The following is an 18,848-nucleotide window of genomic DNA, read 5'->3' as shown; positions in this document are numbered from 1 at the left end:
ACGCTCATTATTAAAGCAGTAGCACTAATGGGGGTAATCTGGAATGGAACAGTTGCGGGCCGAACTCAGTCATTTGTTGGGTGAAAAACTTAGCCGTATAGAGTGCGTGAATGAGAAAGCGGATTCCGCATTGTGGTCATTATATGACAGCCAGGGAAATCCGATGCCGCTGATGGCGCGAAGCTTTACCACTCCCGGCGTTGCGCAGCAACTGGCATGGAAAACCTCAATGCTGGCGCGTAGCGGTACGGTGAGGATGCCGGTAATCTATGGCGTATTGACGCATGAAGAGCATCCTGGTCCGGATGTGCTGCTACTGGAACGACTGCGCGGTGTGCCGGTCGAGGCGCCGGCGCGCACTCCGGAACGCTGGGAACAGCTAAAAGATCAGATTGTCGAAGGCTTGTTATCCTGGCATCGGCAGGATAGCCGCGGTTGCGTTGGCGCCGTAGACCATACTCAGGAGAATATCTGGCCTTCCTGGTATCGTCAGCGGGTGGAGGTGCTGTGGACGACGCTAAATCAGTTCAGCAATACCGGCCTGACGATGCAGGACAAACGCATTCTGTTTCGTACCAGAGAATGTCTTCCTTCGTTATTTGAAGGGTTTAACGACAACTGCGTACTGGTGCATGGCAATTTCTGCCTGCGCAGTATGCTTAAAGACGCCCGTAGCGATCAGCTTCTGGCGATGGTCGGCCCCGGGCTGATGCTGTGGGCGCCGAGAGAGTTCGAACTGTTTCGCCTGATGGATAATCCATTGGCGGAGGGATTGCTTTGGCATTATCTGCAACGCGCGCCAGTGGCGGAGTCCTTCATCTGGCGGCGTTGGCTCTATGTGCTGTGGGACGAGGTTGCGCAATTGGTCAATACCGGACGTTTTAACCGTACCAATTTTGATCTGGCGGCGAAATCATTACTCCCCTGGCTTGCCTGATATGCCTTTCAGCCATTGCCAAAGTCGCCCTAATGTTTCATACCCAGCGCGATCGCTGTGCATCAGCCAGACCGGGGACGGAATTGCCCGCTCCCAGGGATTGAGCGGCGAATCGATCGCCAACTGATTCGCCGGTGCGGGAAGCGGATTCAGCCCGGCATGCTGAAAGAAAATCATCGCACGCGGCAAATGCGAGGCGGAGGTTACCAACAGGAAAGGGGCGTCGCCGATGGCCTGCTTAACGGCGGCGGCTTCTTCTTCCGTATCTTTTGGCTTATCCAGCGTAATAATATCGTTACGCGGTACGCCCAGCGACTGCGCCACCCGCGCACCGACTTCCGCCGTGCTTACCGTATTGGTTTTTGCTACGCCGCCGGTAAAAATCAGCTTTGCTCCCGGATTCGCACGCCACAGCCGAATGCCTTCCGCCAGCCGCGGTAAGCTATTGTTAATTAAATTGGAGCTCGGCGCCCACTGCGGGTTCCAGGTATAGCCGCCGCCGAGAACCACAATATATTCCACCTTTTGCGGACCCTGCCAGGTAGGGTAGCGGTTTTCTATTGGGCGCAGCAAATGGTCAGAGACGGGTTGCAGGCTTAATAGCAATAGCGCCAGCCAACCTACGCTGATAAATACTTTTCCGGTCTTCTGAAAGCGGCTAAACCAGACCAGCGCCAGGCCGACGCCAATCATCAGCAACATCAGCGGAAGCGGCAATAACATACCGCCAATCACTTTCTTTAGCGTAAAAAGCATCCTTTTTGGTTCCTTTTTTAACCATATAGCGGAGGATTAACGATGATATTACACCAGACAGGTTCATTCTCGCCGTGGCTGTGACAAAATAGCGGTTTTATCAGATAACGCCTAAGCCAGCCTGTGGAGAGTCCGATGCAGGATCGCAATTTTGATGACATTGCTGAAAAGTTTTCCCGTAACATTTACGGCACGACCAAAGGACAACTACGGCAAGCCATTCTGTGGCAAGACCTGGATCGCGTGCTGGAGGAGATTGGCGGGCGAAAACTGCGGGTACTGGATGCCGGCGGCGGCGAAGGGCAAACGGCGATTAAGATGGCGGAACGCGGCCATCAGGTGACGTTATGCGATCTGTCTGGCGAAATGATCGCCCGCGCGCGGCAGGCGGCCGAGGCAAAAGGTGTGAGCAAAGACATGCATTTTATACAATGCCCGGCTCAGGACGTCGCTTCGCATTTGGAAAGCCCGGTTGATCTGATATTGTTTCATGCTGTGCTGGAGTGGGTAGCCGATCCTGTCGGCGTATTAGAAACGCTCTGGTCAGTATTGCGCCCTGGCGGCGCGCTGTCGTTGATGTTCTATAACGCTAACGGTTTGCTGATGCACAATATGGTGGCGGGTAATTTTGACTACGTGCAGGCGGGGATGCCTAAACGCAAGAAGCGCACGCTGTCGCCTGACTACCCGCGCGATCCCGCGCAGGTGTACCAGTGGCTGGAGGCGATTGGCTGGCAGATTACCGGTAAAACCGGCGTGCGTGTGTTTCATGATTATCTGCGTGAAAAACACCAGCAGCGTGACTGTTATGAGACCCTGGTCGAACTGGAAACGCGTTATTGCCGCCAGGAGCCGTATATTAGCCTTGGGCGCTACATTCATGTCACCGCGATTAAAAGCCCGGCGCTAGCCGCAGATGCAAGGATAACCTATGAGTGAATTTTCCCAGACAGTCCCCGAACTGGTTGCCTGGGCCAGAAAAAACGACTTTTCCATCTCGCTGCCGGTAGACAGACTTTCCTTTCTGCTGGCGGTCGCCACGTTGAACGGCGAACGCCTTGACGGCGAGATGAGTGAAGGTGAGCTGGTGGATGCATTCCGCCATGTGAGTGATGCGTTTAAGCAAACCAGCGAAACCATCGGCGTGCGCGCGAACAACGCGATTAACGATATGGTGCGTCAACGTCTGCTGAACCGCTTTACCAGCGAGCAGGCGGAAGGCAATGCGATTTACCGATTAACCCCGCTCGGGATTGGCATCACCGATTACTACATTCGTCAACGCGAATTCTCTACGCTGCGTCTTTCTATGCAGTTGTCGATTGTGGCCGGCGAATTGAAGCGCGCGGCGGATGCGGCAGCGGAGGGTGGCGATGAGTTCCACTGGCATCGCAACGTTTACGCGCCATTGAAATATTCGGTGGCGGAGATTTTCGACAGTATCGATCTCACCCAGCGCATCATGGATGAACAGCAGCAGCAGGTGAAAGACGATATCGCACAACTGCTGAATAAAGACTGGCGGGCGGCGATTTCCAGCTGTGAACTGCTGCTTTCCGAAACGTCCGGTACGCTGCGCGAATTGCAGGATACGCTGGAGGCGGCGGGCGATAAGCTGCAGGCTAACCTGCTGCGCATTCAGGATGCCACGATGACGCACGACGATCTGCATTTTGTCGACAGGCTGGTGTTTGACTTACAAAGTAAACTTGACCGCATTATCAGTTGGGGTCAACAGTCTATTGATTTATGGATCGGCTACGATCGTCACGTGCATAAATTTATCCGTACCGCGATCGATATGGATAAAAACCGTGTCTTCGCCCAGCGGTTGCGCCAGTCCGTGCAGACTTATTTTGACGATCCGTGGGCGCTAACCTACGCGAATGCCGATCGTCTGCTGGATATGCGCGATGAAGAGATGGCGTTGCGTGACGATGAAGTCACCGGGGAGTTGCCGCCGGATCTGGAATATGAAGAGTTTAACGAGATCCGCGAGCAGTTAGCGGCCATCATTGAAGAACAGCTGGCTATCTACAAAACCAGACAAACGCCACTGGATCTTGGGCTGGTGGTGCGCGAGTATCTGGCGCAATACCCGCGCGCGCGTCATTTCGACGTGGCGCGTATTGTTATCGATCAAGCGGTACGTCTTGGCGTAGCGCAAGCAGATTTCACCGGACTGCCAGCCAAATGGCAGCCGATTAATGATTACGGAGCCAAGGTACAGGCGCATGTCATTGACAAATATTGAACAAGTGATGCCGGTTAAGCTGGCGCAGGCGCTGGCGAATCCGTTATTTCCGGCGCTGGATAGCGCATTACGTTCGGGCCGCCACATCGGGCTGGACGAACTGGATAATCATGCCTTTCTGATGGATTTTCAGGAATACCTGGAAGAGTTTTACGCGCGTTATAACGTGGAACTGATTCGCGCGCCGGAGGGGTTCTTCTACCTGCGTCCGCGTTCTACCACGCTTATCCCGCGCTCGGTGTTATCCGAACTGGATATGATGGTCGGTAAAATTCTCTGCTACCTCTATCTTAGCCCGGAGCGTCTGGCTAACGAAGGGATCTTTACTCAGCAGGAGTTGTACGACGAGCTGCTTACCCTTGCGGACGAAGCCAAACTGCTAAAGCTGGTGAATAACCGCTCGACGGGATCTGACGTTGATCGTCAGAAACTGCAGGAAAAGGTGCGTTCTTCTTTGAACCGCCTGCGTCGTTTGGGCATGGTATGGTTTATGGGCCACGATAGCAGCAAATTCCGCATTACCGAATCGGTCTTCCGCTTTGGCGCGGATGTCCGCACCGGCGACGATCCTCGCGAGGCGCAGCGTCGTCTCATCCGCGACGGGGAAGCGATGCCCATTGAAAACCATCTGCAACTTAATGATGAGACCGAAGAGAATCAGCCGGACAGTGGAGAGGAAGAATAATGATTGAACGCGGTAAATTTCGCTCGCTAACGCTGATTAACTGGAACGGTTTTTTTGCCCGCACTTTTGACCTGGATGAACTGGTCACGACGTTATCCGGGGGCAACGGCGCCGGGAAATCCACGACGATGGCGGCGTTCGTCACGGCGCTGATCCCGGATCTTACATTACTGCACTTTCGTAACACCACGGAAGCCGGCGCCACCAGCGGTTCGCGCGATAAAGGTCTGCACGGTAAGCTGAAGGCGGGCGTCTGTTACTCCATGCTCGACACCATTAATTCCCGCCATCAGCGGGTGGTGGTTGGCGTGCGTCTGCAGCAGGTCGCTGGGCGCGATCGCAAAGTGGACATCAAACCGTTCGCTATCCAGGGGCTGCCGATGTCGGTACAGCCGACACAACTGGTGACGGAGACATTAAACGAACGTCAGGCGCGCGTACTGTCGCTTGCTGAGTTGAAAGACAAGCTTGACGAGATGGAAGGCGTGCAGTTTAAGCAGTTTAACTCCATCACCGATTATCATTCGCTGATGTTTGACTTAGGGATTATCGCCCGTCGTCTGCGCTCCGCTTCCGATCGTAGTAAATTCTATCGTTTGATAGAGGCCTCGCTGTACGGCGGGATCTCCAGCGCCATTACCCGATCGCTACGCGATTATTTATTGCCGGAAAACAGCGGCGTGCGCAAGGCGTTCCAGGATATGGAAGCGGCGCTGCGCGAGAACCGACTCACGCTGGAAGCGATTCGTGTTACCCAATCCGATCGCGATCTGTTTAAGCATTTGATCAGCGAAGCCACCGATTATGTGGCGGCGGATTATATGCGCCACGCCAATGAGCGTCGGGTTCACCTTGATCAGGCGTTGGCGTTTCGACGCGAACTGTACACATCGCGCAAACAACTGGCGGCGGAGCAGTACAAGCACGTCGATATGGCCCGTGAGTTGGGCGAACATAACGGCGCCGAAGGTTCTCTGGAAGCGGATTATCAGGCGGCGAGCGATCACCTGAATCTGGTGCAAACCGCGCTGCGCCAGCAGGAAAAAATTGAACGCTACGAAGCGGATCTTGAAGAGCTGCAGATTCGACTCGAAGAGCAAAATGAAGTGGTGGCGGAAGCCGCCGAAATGCAGGACGAAAATGAAGCGCGTGCCGAAGCCGCCGAGCTGGAAGTCGATGAACTCAAAAGCCAGCTTGCGGATTACCAGCAGGCGCTGGATGTACAGCAAACGCGCGCGATTCAGTATAACCAGGCGATATCAGCGCTCGCCCGCGCTAAAGAACTTTGCCATCTGCCGGATCTAACGCCGGAAAGCGCCGCCGAATGGCTGGATACTTTCCAGGCAAAAGAGCAGGAAGCTACGGAAAAACTGTTGTCGTTGGAACAAAAAATGAGCGTGGCGCAAACCGCGCACAGCCAGTTTGAGCAGGCTTATCAGCTGGTGGCGGCGATCAACGGCCCGCTGGCACGTAGCGAAGCCTGGGACGTGGCGCGCGAGCTGTTACGGGACGGCGTGAACCAGCGTCATCTGGCGGAACAGGTACAGCCGCTGCGGATGCGCCTGAGCGAACTGGAACAGCGGCTGCGCGAGCAGCAAGAGGCGGAACGTCTGCTGGCGGAGTTCTGTAAGCGACAGGGCAAAAATTTTGATATTGACGAACTGGAAGGGCTGCATCAGGAGCTGGAAGCCCGCATCGCGTCCTTGTCTGATAGCGTATCGTCAGCCAGCGAACAGCGTATGGCCTTGCGTCAGGAGCAGGAGCAGCTTCAATCCCGTATCCAGCATCTGATGCAACGCGCTCCTGTCTGGCTGGCGGCGCAAAACAGCCTTAACCAGCTTAGCGAACAGTGTGGCGAGGAGTTTACGTCCAGCCAGGAAGTGACCGAATACCTGCAACAGCTGCTGGAGCGTGAGCGCGAAGCCATTGTCGAACGCGACGAAGTGGGCGCGCGTAAAAATGCGGTTGATGAAGAGATCGAACGTTTAAGCCAGCCGGGCGGCGCGGAAGATCAGCGTTTGAATGCGCTGGCGGAGCGTTTTGGCGGGGTACTGCTGTCGGAAATCTACGATGATGTCAGTCTTGAAGATGCGCCGTACTTTTCCGCACTGTATGGCCCGTCGCGCCATGCGATCGTCGTACCGGATTTATCGCAAATAGCCGAACAGCTTGAAGGTCTGACCGACTGCCCGGAAGATCTGTACCTGATCGAAGGCGATCCGCAGTCTTTTGATGACAGCGTATTCAGCGTTGACGAGCTGGAAAAGGCGGTGGTCGTGAAAATTGCCGACCGTCAGTGGCGTTATTCGCGTTTCCCGTCGCTGCCTATTTTTGGCCGCGCGGCGCGCGAGAACCGTATTGAAAGTCTCCATGCGGAACGGGAAGTGCTTTCCGAGCGCTTTGCCACGCTCTCGTTTGACGTTCAGAAAACCCAGCGTTTGCACCAGGCGTTCAGCCGTTTTATCGGCAGCCACCTTTCCGTTGCTTTTGAGGACGATCCGGAAGCGGAAATTCGCCGACTGAACGGGCGTCGCGTCGAACTGGAGCGCGCGCTGGCGACGCATGAAAGCGACAACCAGCAGCAGCGCCTTCAGTTTGAGCAGGCGAAAGAGGGCGTTTCCGCGCTTAACCGTTTGCTGCCGCGGCTGAATTTATTGGCCGATGAAACGCTGGCCGATCGGGTCGATGAAATTCAGGAACGGTTGGATGAGGCGCAGGAAGCGGCGCGATTTGTGCAGCAATATGGCAACCAGTTAGCCAAACTGGAGCCGGTGGTTTCCGTTCTGCAAAGCGATCCGGAACAGTTTGAGCAGTTAAAAGAAGACTATGCATGGTCGCAGCAAATGCAGCGCGACGCGCGCCAGCAGGCTTTTGCGCTGGCTGAAGTCGTCGAACGTCGGGCGCATTTCAGCTATTCCGACTCGGCGGAAATGTTGAGCGGCAACAGCGATCTCAACGAAAAGCTGCGCCAGCGGCTGGAGCAGGCGGAAGCCGAGCGTACCCGCGCCCGCGAAGCGCTGCGCAGCCATGCCGCGCAGTTAAGTCAGTACAGCCAGGTCCTGGCCTCGCTAAAAAGCTCTTACGACACGAAAAAAGAGCTGCTTAACGATTTGCAGCGCGAATTACAGGATATTGGCGTTCGCGCCGATAGCGGGGCGGAAGAGCGCGCTCGCCAGCGTCGCGATGAACTGCACGCTCAGTTGAGCAATAACCGTTCGCGTCGCAATCAGCTTGAGAAAGCGCTCACTTTCTGCGAAGCGGAGATGGAGAACCTGACCCGTAAGCTGCGCAAGCTGGAGCGCGATTATCATGAAATGCGCGAGCAGGTCGTAACCGCGAAAGCCGGCTGGTGCGCAGTCATGCGGATGGTGAAAGACAATGGCGTGGAACGCCGTCTGCACCGTCGTGAGCTGGCTTATCTGTCGGCGGATGAACTGCGCTCCATGTCGGATAAGGCGTTGGGCGCGCTGCGCCTGGCCGTCGCGGATAACGAACATCTGCGCGACGTATTGCGTCTGTCGGAAGATCCGAAACGCCCGGAACGTAAAATCCAGTTCTTTGTGGCCGTTTACCAGCATCTGCGCGAACGTATTCGTCAGGATATTATTCGTACCGACGATCCGGTTGAAGCCATTGAACAAATGGAGATTGAGCTGAGCCGTCTGACGGAAGAGCTGACATCGCGTGAGCAAAAGCTGGCGATCAGTTCCCGCAGCGTGGCAAACATCATCCGCAAGACTATCCAGCGTGAGCAGAACCGTATTCGTATGCTGAACCAGGGTTTGCAAAGCGTCTCGTTTGGCCAGGTGAATAGCGTGCGGTTAAACGTCAACGTGCGTGAAACGCATGCCACCTTGCTGGATGTGCTTTCAGAACAGCAAGAGCAGCACCAGGATCTGTTTAACAGCAATCGTCTGACCTTCTCTGAAGCGCTGGCGAAACTGTACCAGCGTCTGAATCCGCAGATCGATATGGGGCAACGCACGCCGCAGACCATCGGCGAGGAGTTGCTGGACTACCGTAACTATCTGGAAATGGAAGTTGAAGTTAACCGTGGGTCTGACGGCTGGCTGCGTGCGGAATCCGGCGCGCTATCCACGGGTGAAGCTATCGGGACCGGGATGTCAATTCTGGTGATGGTGGTGCAAAGCTGGGAAGACGAAGCGCGCAGACTGCGCGGGAAAGATATTTCGCCATGTCGCCTGCTGTTCCTCGATGAAGCGGCGCGTCTGGATGCGCGCTCTATCGCCACGCTGTTTGAACTATGCGAACGTTTGCAGATGCAGCTCATCATCGCCGCGCCGGAAAACATCAGTCCGGAGAAGGGCACGACGTATAAACTGGTGCGTAAAGTGTTTCAGAATACTGAGCATGTTCATGTTGTCGGGCTGCGTGGCTTTGCGCCGCAGCTTCCGGAAACGCTTCCCGGTACGCGGACGGAAGATACGCCTTCAGAAGCGAGTTAAATACGGCAGAAATAATGAAGTGCCCGATGGCGCCTCGTTTATCAGGCAAGGCCGGATAAGTCGGTTACGCCGCCATCCGGCACAACAAGTTCTGCTTTATCATTACCCTGGGGCGGCGAAAGCCGCCTTTTTCTTTATCTGAAAAATCTCTCCGGGTAGTGCATTTTCTTTAAACTTCTTTACATTAGGTTAGGCAAAAACGTAACGAACTTTATATACTGGAGTTAAGCCTGACGAGTGAGCAGGCTGACTCGTCATACTAAACAAAAGCATCGGTTGAGGTTGACCCGCGCTGCGGGCAGCACAGTCATGCGGAGTATGATAACGAAAACAGGGGGCAAGGGATGTTGCTTAACAAGATGTGTGGTCGTTGTCTGTCGGCAATCAGTTTATGCCTGGCCGTAACATTCGCTCCACTGTTCAATGCGCAGGCCGATGAGCCTGAAATGATACCTGGCGATAGCGCCGTTGCCGCGACGGATCAGGCTGGGCCGCAGAAGCAATCCGCCGCGACGGCGATTATGGCCGGGATTCAGCCGCTGCCGGAGGGCGTTTCAGCCGAGAAAGTCCGGGCTGATTTACAGTCGCAGCTTCCTTCCGGCTATACGCCGGTCTATATGAGCCAGCTAACATTGCTGTATGCCGCGCGCGACATGAAGCCCATGTGGGATAATCGCGATGCGGTGAAAGCCTTCCAGCAACAGTTGGCGGAGGTGGCGATTGCCGGATTCCAGCCGCAGTTTACCGCCTGGGTGGCATTGTTGACCGATCCCGCCGTAAACGGTATGGCGCGCGATGTTGTGTTGTCAGACGCCATGATGGGCTATCTCCATTTCATTGCGAATATCCCCGTCAAAGGCCAGCGCTGGTTATATAGCAACAAACCTTACGCATTGGCGACGCCGCCAGTCTCGGTGATTAACCAGTGGCAAATCGCGCTGGAAGAGGGGCAGTTGCCGATGTATATCGCCAGCCTGGCGCCGCAGCATCCACAGTATGCGCCCATGCATGACGCGCTACTGAAGCTGGTGGCGGACTCTCGCCCGTGGCCGCAGTTGACCAATACCGCGACGCTGCGCCCGGGGCAATGGAGTAACGATGTGCCTGCGCTGCGCGAAATATTACAGCGTACGGGGACGCTGGATGGCGGTCCAAAGATAGCCTTACCCGGCGATAACACTGCTGATAGCGCCGTCGTCAGCCCCTCCGCCGCGGTAGTCGAAACATCGGTGGCGCAGCCGGTCGACGAACAAACGGCCCGCCGTAGTAAGTCGGCTCCGGCGGCACGCGCCTACGATCGTGAACTGGTCGAGGCGGTAAAGCGTTTTCAGGCATGGCAAGGGCTGGGGGCGGATGGCGTTATTGGCCCGGCGACGCGTAACTGGCTTAATATGACCCCCGCGCAACGCGCAGGCGTACTGGCACTGAATATCCAACGTTTACGCCTGCTGCCGGCGGAACTCTCTACCGGTATTATGGTAAACATTCCCGCTTATTCGCTGGTCTACTATCAGAATGGCAACCAGGTGCTGGCTTCGAGGGTGATCGTCGGGCGTCCTGACCGTAAAACGCCGATGATGAGCAGCGCGCTGAATAATGTGGTGGTGAACCCGCCGTGGAACGTTCCGCCCACGCTTGCGCGTAAAGACATTTTACCGAAGGTGTGGAATGACCCAGGCTATCTGGAGCGCCATGGCTACACCGTGATGCGCGGCTGGAACAGCAAAGAAGCGATCGATCCGTGGCAGGTTGACTGGGCCACCATTACGCCATCGAATCTTCCGTTCCGTTTCCAGCAGGCGCCAGGCGCGCACAATTCGCTGGGGCGTTATAAATTTAATATGCCGAGTTCAGATGCGATCTATCTGCACGATACGCCCAACCATACTCTCTTTCAGCGTGACGCCAGGGCGTTAAGTTCCGGCTGCGTGCGGGTCAATAAGGCCTCTGAACTGGCGAATATGCTCTTGCAGGATGCTGGCTGGAACGATGCGCGGATCTCAGGCGCCCTGAAGCAAGGCGACACGCGGTATGTCAATATCCGGCAGAACATTCCAGTAAATCTTTACTATCTGACCGCGTTTGTCGGCGCAGATGGACGTATGCAATATCGTACAGATATTTACAATTACGATCTCACAGCGCGATCCAGCGCACAAATTGTGCCAAAGGTTGAACAATTAATCAGGTAAATGAAGAAGTTCTGGTAAATATGTTGTCCTAATGTTTGGCTTCAACGGGGCGTTTCGCTGTAGACCCCCCGTTGTGGCTGGGGGAGGGCCATCTTGACGCGGGCTTTATCGGCAGTTAAGGTGCCTTTCGTGCGCCAGAAGTGCATATACAACAACCTTTAAGTCGACCGGGCCGTTCAGAAGTCTGTGCCAGCCGGTATCATGTCTGCTTAAAGGTAGAAGTGTATTAACGATAACATTGACCTGTAGACCTGATTATCATGGACAAATTTGACGCTAATCGCCGCAAGCTGCTGGCGCTTGGTGGTGTCGCTCTCGGCGCCGCCATCCTGCCCGCGCCAGCGTTTGCCACACTCTCGACCCCACGCCCGCGCATTTTGACGTTAAACAATCTCCATACCGGAGAGTCAATCAAGGCGGAGTTTTTCGATGGAAGAGCCTACATTCAGGATGAATTAGCAAAGTTAAACCATTTTTTCCGTGACTATCGCGCGAATAAAGTCCGATCAATCGATCCCCGCCTGTTTGACCAACTTTACCGACTTCAGGGGCTGTTAGGGACGCGTAAACCTGTGCAGCTCATCTCGGGCTACCGTTCTCTTGATACCAATAATGAATTACGCGCCCGTAGCAGCGGCGTAGCGAAAAAAAGCTACCATACAAAAGGGCAGGCGATGGATTTTCATATTGAGGGCGTGGCGCTGAGCAATATTCGCAAAGCGGCGTTATCTATGCGCGCAGGTGGTGTAGGATATTACCCACGTAGTAACTTTGTGCATATTGATACCGGGCCGGCGCGGCACTGGTAATCAGCGAGGCTTAATCAAAGGAGCAGTATGAACTATCGTATTATTCCGGTCACCGCGTTCTCCCAGAACTGCTCATTAATCTGGTGCGAACAAACCCGGCTGGCGGCGCTGGTCGATCCGGGCGGCGACGCGGAAAAAATTAAACAGGAAGTGGACGCCAGCGGCGTGACGTTGATGCAAATTTTACTCACGCATGGGCATCTCGATCATGTCGGCGCGGCGAGTGAACTGGCGCAGCATTACGGCGTTCCTGTTATCGGTCCGGAAAAAGAAGATGAGTTCTGGCTGCAAGGGCTGCCGGCGCAAAGCCGCATGTTTGGTCTGGATGAGTGTCAGCCGCTGACGCCTGATCGCTGGCTGAACGACGGCGATCGCGTCAGCGTAGGGAATGTGACGTTACAGGTGTTACATTGTCCGGGACACACGCCGGGACACGTGGTTTTCTTTGATGAACAGTCGCAACTGCTGATCTCCGGCGATGTGATTTTCAAAGGTGGCGTCGGGCGCAGCGATTTCCCTCGCGGCGATCACACCCAGTTGATTGACGCCATTAAGCGTAAATTGTTGCCGCTTGGCGATGATGTGACCTTTATTCCTGGCCACGGCCCGCTCTCTACGCTCGGGTACGAGCGTCTGCATAATCCCTTCCTGCAAGATGAGATGCCGGTCTGGTAAGCAGAATGAAAAAGCCTGCAATGTGCAGGCTTTTTTATCGGTCACGCCAGTCGGCAGCTTTTTACAGTACCGCGACAATGGCTTCGCACAGCGGCGCCATATTATCCGGGGTCATGCCCGCCACGTTCACGCGACCAGAAGCCACGGCATAAACGCCGAACTCTTCACGCAGACGCAGCACCTGATCTTTGGTCAGACCGCTGAATGAGAACATCCCGTTCTGCTTGATAATAAAGCTGAAGTCACGGTTCGCGCCTTTTTCCTGCAAGGTATTCACGAACAGTTGACGCATACGCTGAATACGCTGGCGCATATCCGTCAGTTCCTGTTCCCAGATCGCGCGCAGGGCGTCATTACTCAGGATAGTCGCGACGATGGACGCGCCGTGCGCTGGCGGGTTGGAGTAGTTAGCGCGAATGGCGGATTTCATCTGGCTAAAAGCGCGATCCACGGTTTCCGCATCGGCGGCAACGAGGGTGCAGGCGCCGACGCGTTCATTATATAAGCCGAAGTTTTTGGAGTAGGAGCTGGCGACAATGAGCTCTTTATGCAGCGCGGCAAAGGCGCGCAGACCTTCCGCATCTTCTTCCAGGCCGCGGGCAAAGCCCTGGTAAGCGAAATCGAATAGCGGCAGCCACCCTTTTTCAACGGAAAGCTCAGCCAGAACCTGCCACTGTTCCAGAGTAGGGTCAATGCCGGTTGGGTTATGACAGCAACCGTGGAACAGAACCACATCGCCGGCCTGAGCTTCGTTCAGGCTGGCTTGTAACGCTTCAAAATCCAGCGTGTGATTTTCCGCATCGTAGTAAGCGTACTCCCGAACTTCCAGGCCGGCAGCGTTAAACACGCTTTTGTGGTTCGGCCAGCTGGGGTTGCTCACCCACACCCGTTTTACCGGAGTATTTTTTGCCAAAAAGTCGGCGGCAATGCGTAACGCGCCGGTACCGCCCGGCGTTTGCGCCGTGCGTGCGCGCTTATCGTTAATCAGCGCGCTGCCTTTGCCGAACAGCAGTTCCTGAGTGCAGCGAGCAAATTCCGGAATCCCGTCAATGCCGAGATAGTTTTTCGTCGTTTCATTTTCCAGTAAATACTGCTCGGCTTTTTTAACGCTGGTGAGCACCGGTGTTTTGCCGGTTTCATCTTTATATACGCCAATGCCAAGGTTAATTTTCCCTGGACGGTCATCGGCGCGAAACAGATCGGCCAGGCCCAAAATTGGGTCGGCAGGAGCGGCGGTTATGTTCTCAAACATGACGAGGTTCCATTATAGTTACAGAAGGGAAATCCGCTATCAGGTTAACGGCAGATTTACAAAATGCCAACCGTTAGCGCTAAAAAGCCCGCCTGTTTTTGAAAGACGCACATTTTCTCTAAGAGAGATAAAAAAACAGGACCGAAGTCCTGTTTTTGAGGCATAAAACAAAGGGGTCTGCTGATCAGAACTGGTAAGTAATACCGACAGCCGCCTGATCGTCGGTGCCAACGTAGCTGGAGCTATAGTCGTTTTCGTCCAGCAGGTTGAAACGGTAGTCAACCCATACGTTCATGTTTTTGTTGAAGTAGTAAGTCGCGCCCGCCTGAATATATTTCGCCAGATCGGCCGAGCCGTCGGCGCCGTTCAACTGCTTACCTTTACTCTGCACATACGAGATTGCCGGACGCAGGCCGAAGTCAAACTGGTACTGAGCGACCACTTCCAGGTTCTGCGTTTTGTTTGCCATTTCCACGGTATCGGTAACCGTATTTTCAACAATGCTCATATTGCGGGTTTCAGCATATACGGCAGCCAGGTAGACGTTGTTTGCATCATATTTCGCGCCAACGGCCCACGATTCTGCGCGATCGCCATTACCATCGCGATCCTGCTGGTCGTTAGTACGCTTGCTGTTGCTGTACGCTGCGGTGACGCCAAAGCCGTCGAACTCATATGCCATGGTGTAACCTACGCCATCGCCATTCTGAGAGTTAATGCTGTGGTTGTCCTGATTTTTACCCTGATACTGGATACCGAAAGAGAGACCGTCCACCAGACCAAAGAAGTCAGAGTTACGATAGGTCAACAAACCGCCAGCACGGCTGGTCATGTAGTTATCGGTATAGGCGCCACCCCAGGTTTCGCCGGAGAAGTAGGGGGCCATATCGGTATAGGATTCAACATCGTAAACGATACCGTAATTACGACCATAATCGATTGAACCCACTTCCGCGTATTTCAAACCCGCGAAAGCCAGACGGACCAGATTCGAGTTCTGCTGTTCGCCTTCAGCGCGGTCTGCTTTAGTACGGTATTCCCACTGACCGAAACCGGTCAGATCGGTGTTAATCTGCGTTTCCCCTTTAAAACCAATCTGGGCATAAGTCTGGTCGGCATTTTTGCTATCGCCGGTCGTTGTCCATACGTGACGACCCACGGCTTTACCGTACAGATCCAGCTTATTACCATCTTTATTATAAATTTCTGCTGCGTTTGCAGTTGCAGCAGCCAGCAGGGCAGGGATCACCGCTGCCAGGATTTTGCGCTTCATCATTATTTATTACCCTCATTGGTTTTTTTATATGACACCTGCCACTGCCGTCAATAAATTCCGTCAATAAAACTTTACAGAAATATTGATGAGAGTTTGGTGTCTTTATGTGTCTGACAGGCATCTTTCCATTCAAACTAACGTTTCGCTACCGTGAAAGTGCTACAAATATAAAGATTTAGTTTCAAAAGGAAAAAATATGTAAACAAATGTTATTTTCGCGGAACTTTGTGAACAACGTCAAACTTCCCCTGAGTTCTCGCTTTGATTTGATCGTTTTTCTTTTATCACTATGATTTTATTGCAATTATTGGCTTGTAGAACCGTTGTGTCTGAAAAAGCAGCAGGCGAGCTATTTCATAAAAATAGCCATTTGGAAGTCTTGATGTCTGAAATTGTGGTTAAAAATTGTGCTATTAGAACAGAAAAATCTAATCCGCAATAAAATTAAGGATTAATTTTTATGTGTAAATATTTTCGTGAAATATACAGTAACAAGATGTGGTAATTCAGAGGGTTGTAATTAAATTTATTTACTTATTGATAATAAAACTGACATTCAGGCGAAAAAAAAGGCCAGCATAGCTGGCCTTGAGTGTGACGTAAAAATCAGAAGCTGGCGTTGCGTGGGGTCCGTGGGAACGGAATAACATCGCGCACGTTTTGCACGCCCGTGACGTAAGCGATAAGGCGTTCAAAGCCCAGGCCAAAGCCGGAATGCGGTACAGTACCGTAGCGACGCAAGTCGCGATACCACCAGTAATCCTCTTTATTCAGCCCCATTTCGGCCATACGGGCATCCAGCACATCCAGACGCTCTTCACGCTGGGAACCACCGATGATTTCGCCGATTCCTGGCGCCAGCACATCCATGGCCGCCACGGTTTTGCCATCTTCGTTAAGGCGCATGTAAAACGCTTTAATTTCCTTCGGATAGTTTTTCACCACTACCGGCGCTTTGAAATGCTCTTCCGCCAGATAACGTTCGTGTTCGGAAGAGAGGTCGACGCCCCAGAACACCGGGTTTTCAAATGTCTTACCACAGCGTTCCAGAATGGCGACCGCATCGGTGTAATCCACCTGAGCGAAGTCGGTAGAGACAAAACGCTCCAGACGAGCGATAGCGTCTTTATCCACGCGTTCGGCAAAGAACTTCATGTCATCCGCACGCTCTTCCAGAACCGCGTTGAAGACATATTTCAGCATGGCTTCCGCCAGACGGGCGTTGTCTTCCAGATCGGCGAACGCCACTTCCGGCTCCAGCATCCAGAACTCCGCCAGGTGGCGGCTGGTGTTGGAATTTTCCGCGCGGAAGGTCGGCCCAAAAGTATAGATTTTGGACAGCGCACAGGCATACGTTTCACCGTTGAGCTGGCCGGAGACGGTCAGGAATGATTCTTTGCCAAAAAAGTCTTTGTCAAAATCTACTCTGCCCTGGTCGTTACGCGGCAGGTTTTCCAGATCCAGCGTTGAAACGCGGAACATTTCGCCAGCGCCTTCGGTATCGGAAGCGGTAATCAGCGGGGTAGAGACCCAAAAGAAACCCTGCTCATCGAAGAAGCGATGCAGCGCCTGCGCCAGAGTATGGCGGACGCGCGCTACCGCGCCAATCAGGTTGGTGCGCGGGCGCAGATGCGCGACCTCACGCAGATACTCAATGCTATGGCGTTTTGCCGCCATCGGGTAGGTATCCGGATCTTCCACCCAGCCTGCAACCTCTACTTTCGTGGCCTGGATTTCGAAACTTTGCCCCTGTCCCGGCGACGCGACAACCTTACCTGTTACTACCACGGAGCAGCCTGTCGTCAGGTGTAATACTTCTTCATTATAATTGGGCAGAGAATTATTAATGACAGCCTGTACAGGATCAAAGCAGGAGCCGTCATAAACGGCGAGGAAGGAGATGCCAGCTTTTGAATCTCGGCGGGTACGCACCCATCCGCGCACGGTGACTTCTTGGTCAACGGCTACACGGCCCTGGAGTACGTCGGCTACAGGCACAACGCTCATAATATTCTCTCTAGTTAATAGTCGGAAAAAATAAACACTTGTCCACCCGAAATGGGGGTATTCCTATGTTACCTGGCATCTGCAATCAGACAAGCAGAAATCGCAGCTGAAGTGAAAGATTTCGGAAATAAACCTGAAAAAGGAGCCCAGGCAGGCTCCCTGGAAAGAATTAACTGGCTTTGCGGATCTGCGGGAGATCAAAGGCTTTACGCAGCGCGCGCACAAACGCTTTATCATGACAGATCGTTTTACCGGGGCTGTCGGAAAGTTTAGCCACCGGCTTTCCGTTACATTCCACGAGTTTAATCACAATATTGAGCGGTTTTACCTGAGGGATATCGCAGGTCAGGCGGGTACCGATGCCGAAGCTTAACTGCACGCGAGAGGCGAAATGGCGATAGAGCTCGACCGCCTTTTGCAGATCAAGGTTATCTGAAAAGACCAGCGTTTTTGTCAGCGGATCAATCCCCAGCTTTTCATAATGGGCAATCGCCTTTTCGCCCCATGCGACAGGGTCTCCTGAGTCGTGGCGTAACCCCTGATAACGGCTGGCGAATTCAATGCCGAAATCGCGTAAAAACGCATCCATTGTAATGCAATCTGTCAATGCGATACCAAGCTGGTCCGGATATTCGTTAAGCCAGGCGGCCAACGCGGCACGCTGACTGGTCGCCAGGTCCGGACTGATTTGTTGATGCGCCTGGAACCATTCGTGCGCCTGAGTGCCCATCGGCGTCAGCGCCAGGCGACGCGCGAGATCATAGTTGCTGGTGCCGACGAACCATGACTCTTGCTGGAGACGTTTAACTATCGCCTGCTGCACTTCACGAGAGAAACGGCGGCGGGTGCCGAAGTCCATCAGGTGGAAGCGGGACATATCGAGATTGGCGGTTAACGCAGTGAAATCAACCAGCTTACTTTCCAGCGCGTCGAGCGCCTGATCAACGCCCGCGTTTGGCGAGCGGTAGTGATGAACCAGCTCACTGATCACAGCCAGCAGCGGCACTTCCCACATAATGACTTCACGCCACGGGCCGGTTAAGCGAATATTCAGCTTGCCGTTATCGTTGGTGACACAGACTTGAGCTGGGTTATAGCGAAACTCGCGTAACCAGTTCAGATAATCCGGTTTAAAAAAGGGCAGGCCGGAGAGCCACTGGAACTCGTCCTCCTGGAGGCGCAGGTGCTGCATCGCGTCCACCTGCTCGCGAATAGCATCGGCATAAATACCCAGCAGGTCGTCGCCACGGCAACGAAACTCAGCCGCTACCTGCACATCATAGTAGTGGTGAAAAACGGCTTGCTGCATATGCAACTTATAAGCATCTGTATCCAGCAACGAGTGCAGAACAGGAGAAGCGAATTGTGTCATAGGTGCGCTGTAGCGTCCTCTCACGGGAGCGTTTAGTACAATAAACAACTAAGAAAACCGCTGGAGTATACCTTGTTTAGCGATTTATTGAACCCCGATCACACCATAAGCTGTCTTTAGGGTCGAGCGCATTTCGTGCCCCATGTTATAAAAATGTAGCAAAGAGG

Annotated in this window: 13 protein-coding genes; 8 read left to right on the top strand and 5 right to left on the bottom strand. The window is 53.8% G+C overall.

What is annotated here, in order from left to right; all coding sequences use genetic code 11:
* The first annotated feature begins 43 nt into the window (after positions 1-43).
* Positions 44-937, top strand: a complete 894-nt coding sequence (locus LCS67_RS14110; protein WP_000436895.1) for a YcbJ family phosphotransferase — start codon at positions 44-46, stop codon at positions 935-937.
* On the opposite strand, the gene elyC is transcribed toward LCS67_RS14110, so the two are convergent.
* Positions 917-1,693: an envelope biogenesis factor ElyC gene (gene elyC, locus LCS67_RS14105; protein WP_000899567.1), complete on the bottom strand. Its 777-nt coding sequence runs from the start codon at positions 1,691-1,693 to the stop codon at positions 917-919. The two genes, LCS67_RS14110 and elyC, sit on opposite strands and share 21 nt — an antisense overlap.
* Positions 1,694-1,828: 135 nt before the next feature.
* Here elyC and cmoM point away from each other — a divergent pair, with 135 nt between their 5' ends.
* The 7 genes from cmoM to LCS67_RS14070 all read left to right on the top strand — a co-directional run bounded on the left by cmoM (position 1,829) and on the right by LCS67_RS14070 (position 12,774).
* The gene (gene cmoM, locus LCS67_RS14100) at positions 1,829-2,632 is read left to right on the top strand and encodes a tRNA uridine 5-oxyacetic acid(34) methyltransferase CmoM (protein WP_001154025.1); all 804 of its coding nucleotides are present in this window, start codon (positions 1,829-1,831) and stop codon (positions 2,630-2,632) included.
* Entirely contained in the window at positions 2,625-3,947 is a 1,323-nt protein-coding gene (gene mukF / locus LCS67_RS14095) for a chromosome partition protein MukF (RefSeq protein WP_100521878.1), read from the top strand. The genes cmoM and mukF overlap by 8 nt, the downstream gene beginning before the upstream one ends.
* A complete protein-coding gene (gene mukE / locus LCS67_RS14090; RefSeq protein WP_000060026.1) occupies positions 3,928-4,632 on the top strand; it encodes a chromosome partition protein MukE in 705 nt (234 codons plus the stop codon). Before mukF ends, mukE begins: the two co-directional genes overlap by 20 nt.
* On the top strand, positions 4,632-9,098 hold the full coding sequence (gene mukB, locus LCS67_RS14085) for a chromosome partition protein MukB (protein ID WP_076165875.1): 4,467 nt from the start codon (positions 4,632-4,634) through the stop codon (positions 9,096-9,098). The genes mukE and mukB overlap by 1 nt, the downstream gene beginning before the upstream one ends.
* Before the next feature lie 344 nt (positions 9,099-9,442).
* Complete coding sequence (ldtD, locus tag LCS67_RS14080; RefSeq protein WP_000925894.1) at positions 9,443-11,290, top strand: L,D-transpeptidase; 1,848 nt, start codon at positions 9,443-9,445, stop codon at positions 11,288-11,290.
* Positions 11,291-11,550: 260 nt separating this feature from the next.
* Positions 11,551-12,099 (top strand): YcbK family protein, encoded by a 549-nt coding sequence (locus LCS67_RS14075; protein ID WP_000357052.1) that lies wholly within the window; start codon positions 11,551-11,553, stop codon positions 12,097-12,099.
* A gap of 27 nt (positions 12,100-12,126) precedes the next feature.
* Positions 12,127-12,774, top strand: a complete 648-nt coding sequence (locus LCS67_RS14070) for an MBL fold metallo-hydrolase (protein ID WP_001109471.1) — start codon at positions 12,127-12,129, stop codon at positions 12,772-12,774.
* Positions 12,775-12,835: 61 nt separating this feature from the next.
* On the opposite strand, the gene aspC is transcribed toward LCS67_RS14070, so the two are convergent.
* From aspC to pncB, 4 genes are all read right to left on the bottom strand, one after another.
* Positions 12,836-14,026 carry an aspartate transaminase gene (gene aspC, locus LCS67_RS14065; protein ID WP_000462649.1) on the bottom strand — a complete coding sequence of 397 codons (1,191 nt, stop codon included), beginning with the start codon at positions 14,024-14,026 and terminating at the stop codon, positions 12,836-12,838.
* 184 nt (positions 14,027-14,210) lie between these two features.
* On the bottom strand, positions 14,211-15,302 hold the full coding sequence (gene ompF / locus LCS67_RS14060; protein ID WP_000977709.1) for a porin OmpF: 1,092 nt from the start codon (positions 15,300-15,302) through the stop codon (positions 14,211-14,213).
* Between the two features lie 606 nt (positions 15,303-15,908).
* Positions 15,909-17,309, bottom strand: coding sequence for an asparagine--tRNA ligase (gene asnS / locus LCS67_RS14055; RefSeq protein ID WP_000117870.1), 1,401 nt, complete (start codon positions 17,307-17,309; stop codon positions 15,909-15,911).
* 169 nt (positions 17,310-17,478) lie between these two features.
* Positions 17,479-18,681: a nicotinate phosphoribosyltransferase gene (gene pncB, locus LCS67_RS14050; RefSeq protein ID WP_000191405.1), complete on the bottom strand. Its 1,203-nt coding sequence runs from the start codon at positions 18,679-18,681 to the stop codon at positions 17,479-17,481.
* Positions 18,682-18,848: the final 167 nt, after the last annotated feature.

The organism is Salmonella sp. A7, from assembly GCF_020181675.1.
Lineage (GTDB): Bacteria > Pseudomonadota > Gammaproteobacteria > Enterobacterales > Enterobacteriaceae > Salmonella > Salmonella enterica.
Note: the sequence above shows the minus strand (reverse complement) of the source record. Positions and strands in the feature narration are given on the sequence as shown.

Coding starts and splice junctions, on each gene's coding strand:
- aspC (WP_000462649.1), bottom strand. CDS start 14,026: ATGTTTGAGAACATAACCGCCGCTCCTGCCGACCCAATTTTGGGCCTG.
- asnS (WP_000117870.1), bottom strand. CDS start 17,309: ATGAGCGTTGTGCCTGTAGCCGACGTACTCCAGGGCCGTGTAGCCGTT.
- LCS67_RS14070 (WP_001109471.1), top strand. CDS start 12,127: ATGAACTATCGTATTATTCCGGTCACCGCGTTCTCCCAGAACTGCTCA.
- ompF (WP_000977709.1), bottom strand. CDS start 15,302: ATGATGAAGCGCAAAATCCTGGCAGCGGTGATCCCTGCCCTGCTGGCT.
- mukE (WP_000060026.1), top strand. CDS start 3,928: ATGTCATTGACAAATATTGAACAAGTGATGCCGGTTAAGCTGGCGCAG.
- cmoM (WP_001154025.1), top strand. CDS start 1,829: ATGCAGGATCGCAATTTTGATGACATTGCTGAAAAGTTTTCCCGTAAC.
- ldtD (WP_000925894.1), top strand. CDS start 9,443: ATGTTGCTTAACAAGATGTGTGGTCGTTGTCTGTCGGCAATCAGTTTA.
- elyC (WP_000899567.1), bottom strand. CDS start 1,693: ATGCTTTTTACGCTAAAGAAAGTGATTGGCGGTATGTTATTGCCGCTT.
- LCS67_RS14110 (WP_000436895.1), top strand. CDS start 44: ATGGAACAGTTGCGGGCCGAACTCAGTCATTTGTTGGGTGAAAAACTT.
- mukB (WP_076165875.1), top strand. CDS start 4,632: ATGATTGAACGCGGTAAATTTCGCTCGCTAACGCTGATTAACTGGAAC.
- pncB (WP_000191405.1), bottom strand. CDS start 18,681: ATGACACAATTCGCTTCTCCTGTTCTGCACTCGTTGCTGGATACAGAT.
- mukF (WP_100521878.1), top strand. CDS start 2,625: ATGAGTGAATTTTCCCAGACAGTCCCCGAACTGGTTGCCTGGGCCAGA.
- LCS67_RS14075 (WP_000357052.1), top strand. CDS start 11,551: ATGGACAAATTTGACGCTAATCGCCGCAAGCTGCTGGCGCTTGGTGGT.